The organism is Actinomycetota bacterium (assembly GCA_030776725.1).
Classification (GTDB): domain Bacteria; phylum Actinomycetota; class Nitriliruptoria; order Nitriliruptorales; family JAHWKO01; genus JAHWKW01.
The window spans coordinates 1-3,243 of the sequence record JALYHG010000215.1 but is presented as its reverse complement, the minus strand read 5'-3'; the positions used below and the strand labels follow the sequence as shown (position 1 = coordinate 3,243).

Sequence of the window (3,243 nt, the reverse complement as noted above, 5' to 3'; positions counted from 1 at the left end):
CGAGGAGGCGGCGCAGACGCTCGTCTCGGACCTCGCGGACGGCGTCGGTGAACACCCGGTGCAGCGGTGGGCTGTGCGTGTCGAGCTGGCGGAGGCGCTGGGTGAGCTCCTCGGCGAGGTCGTGGCGACGGTCGCGTTCCGGGTCGCTGGTGGCGTGGCGGGGCGGGACCTGCTCGGAGATGCCGACCAGGCGGGCCAGCTCGCGGACGGCCGGATGGCGATCGCCGAGGTCGACACGGAGGCGGGCAAGAGTCGGGCGGAAGACATCGGCGTACGTCGCGGGATCCAGCGGCAGACGGTCGCCGGGGACGTGCAGGTGCAGCCCGTCGTCGTCGAGGGCCAGCGTGATGTCCCCGGCGTCGATCGCCTCGTCGAGTGGACGTCCCAGGATCGGCAACACCACCCGGCCGTCGCCCGCCTCCCAGTCGATGTCGAACGACGACGCCTGCGCCGACGCGGGGCCGTGCGTCAGCACATCGACCCACCACGGGTTCTCGGTGCTGGCAGCGAGGTGGTTGGGGACGATGTCCAGCAGCACCCCGCGGCGGCGGCCGGTCAGCGCCGCGGCGAGCGTGGCCATGCCTTCGTCGCCGCCGAGCTCGGGGTTGATCCGCGTCGGGTCGGTGACGTGGTAGCCGTGAGCGGCGCCGCGCGGGGCCGTGAGGATCGGCGACAGGTACACGTCGCCGACGCCCAGGTCGGCGAGGTAGTCCACGATCGCTGCAGCGGCGCGCAGGTCGAACCGCGCGCCGAGCTGGAGGCGGTAGGTCGCTGTGGGGACGTACATGTCGGCGCCGACTACACGGGGCCGGCAGCGACCGCGACGCCGAGCGCGTCACCGAGGACCTCGATCTGCGCCCTCCAGGCGGCCGCGGCCGCGTCGCCGGCGTGCGCCCGGCCGACCAGGTCGGGGTAGATCAACTGCAGCATGTCGTAGAACAGCTTCTGGGCGCGCCACAGGTCCACGTCGAACGGCAAGGATCGCGTCATCTCCGCCAGCGTGGTGGTGTGGCGCAGCGCCGCACGTTCCGCCTCACCGAACTGGCGGAACAACGACGGTTCGGTCAACCTCCGCGCCAGCTGCTCGACCAGCGACTCCAGCGTCGCGCTCACGGTGCGGGTGAGCCGGACGGTGTCGAGGTCGATGCCCCACGCTCGGGCGTCATCCAGGAGCGCCTGGACCTGCTGCGGGTCGACGTCATCGGCGGTCAGCGCCCGTTGCAGGTCGTCGTTGACGACCACGTCTGCGGCCCGCTGGAAGGTCCGCGGCAACGGTGCGCCCAGGTCGGTGAGGTAGCGCATGAGCGGTGCCCGCGGTCGGAAGATGGCCCGGTAGGCGGCACGGGCATCCTCGACGGAGGAGTCGAGGATGGTGCCCAGGATGCGGCGCTGCTCGTCGCGGAACAGGCTCGGCAGGGAGTGGCGCTGGTCGCCGAAGTGCCGCCCGAGGCGACGGATCACCGCGGGGAAGTCCGCGACGGCGAAGACCTCGCCGAGCTCGGCGGCCATCGCGTCGTAGTCGGCGTCTTGACCGACGTCGCGGACCCCGGCGTCGATGTTGTGATCACCGAGGTGGAGCACCGCGTACTCCAGGCGGGCGGCCTCGGCGGTGATCACCGACCGCACCGTCACCCGCCCGACCGCGAGACGAGCAGCCCCTGCGGTCAGCGTCCGTCCGCGCTCGCGTCGGACGGTGTAGTTGGGGATCTGCGGCTGGCCGTCGAACAGGGAGCTGACCACCTGGTTGACCGCGACCTTGGCCGGGTCGACGATGGCGGGGCGGACATGGCGGTCGTACACGTCGCGCCCGACGCCCTCGGCGGGGTCGTTGCTGCGGGCGCGGGCGAGCCGGTCCAGGAACCCACCTTCGAGGTCGACCCCCAGCACCTCACCGGCCAACTCGATCGCCCGGCCGGCGTACTGCAACACCTGGATCGTCTCGATCCGGGCCAGGTCGTCGAAGAACCACCCGCAACTGGTGTACATCAGCATGGCGTGGCGCTGCAGCTGCAGCAGCTTCCACACCTCGGTACGGCCCCGGTCGTCCAGCGGCCGGTGGGCGTGATCGTCGAGGAAGACGCCAGTCGCGCTGCGGTCGAGGAGCACGTGGATGTAGTCGTCACGGGCCGCCCACGGGTCGGCCAGCGTGATCCCGGCACGACGCTCGAAGTGGTCGTTCATCTCGTCGCGGAGCCAGTCCAGGGCGTCGCGGAGAGGGGCACGCCAGCCCTGATCCCACGCGGCGTGGCCGCCGCCGGCGCAGCCACAGTCCGACCGCCAACGCTCAACGCCGTGCGCGCAGCTCCACGACGTGTCCTCGGCGATCTGCAGCTCGTGGCGGGGCGGGTGCCGCTCGAGGAACTCCCCGTAGTTGGTCAGCTCAACATCGGGGGCGGACTGCAGCTGGTGCAGGGCGAACGCCAGCGCCATGTCGCCGTGGCGGTGATGGTGGCCGTAGCTCTCCCCGTCGGTGGCGATGTGCACCAGCTGCGGGCCGCCGTGGTCGCGGAAGGCACCGACGAGCCGTTCGGCGAGGCGCCGACCGTCGGACAGCAGCCCCTCGAACGCCACCGCCCGCGAGATCGGCCCGTCGTAGACGAACGCGGCCAGCTGCGCTCCCGACGGCAGCGCCACGCGGTAGGCGACGCTGGTGTCGACGTCACCCGCGGTGACCTCAGCGAACGAGCGTTGACCGTTGCGGCGCACCCGCCGGACCTGGTGTGGCGCGAGGATCGTGAACCGGATGCCGTGCTCGGCCAGCGACTCGAGCGTGTCGACGTCGACGGCCGTCTCGGGCAGCCACATGCCCTCGGGATCCCGACCGAAACGGTGACGGAAGTCCGCGACCCCCCACGCCACCTGTGTGCGTCGATCGCGAGGGTTGGCCAGGGGCATGATCACGTGGTTGTAGGCTTGGGCCAGCGCGGAGCCGTGCCCGGAGAAGCGCTTCTGGCTCTCTTGATCGGCATCCACGATCGCCTGGTAGACGTCGGGGGCGGCGCGGGCCATCCACGCCAGCAACGTCGGGCCGACGTTGAAGCTGATCCGTCCGTAGTTGTTGATCACATGAGCGATGCGGCCACTGTCGTCGAGGACCCGCGACGCCGCGTTCGTCGGGTAGCACTCGGCGGTGATGCGCTCGTTCCAGTCGTGGTAGGGGTACGCCGAGTCCTGCACCTCGACGGAACCCAGCCACGGGTTCTCGCGGGGCGGCTGGTAGAAGTGCCCGTGGATGCAGACGTA

Annotated in this window: 2 protein-coding genes; both read right to left on the bottom strand. The window is 71.2% G+C overall.

Features of this window, described 5'->3' with window-relative positions; translation table 11 throughout:
* A partial coding sequence (locus M3N57_10520; GenBank protein ID MDP9023101.1) for an alpha-amylase family glycosyl hydrolase occupies positions 1-787 on the bottom strand: 787 nt, incomplete at its 3' end.
* An 11-nt stretch (positions 788-798) separates the two neighbouring features.
* Positions 799-3,243: DUF3536 domain-containing protein (locus M3N57_10515; GenBank protein ID MDP9023100.1), on the bottom strand; the 2,445-nt coding region annotated here is incomplete at its 5' end.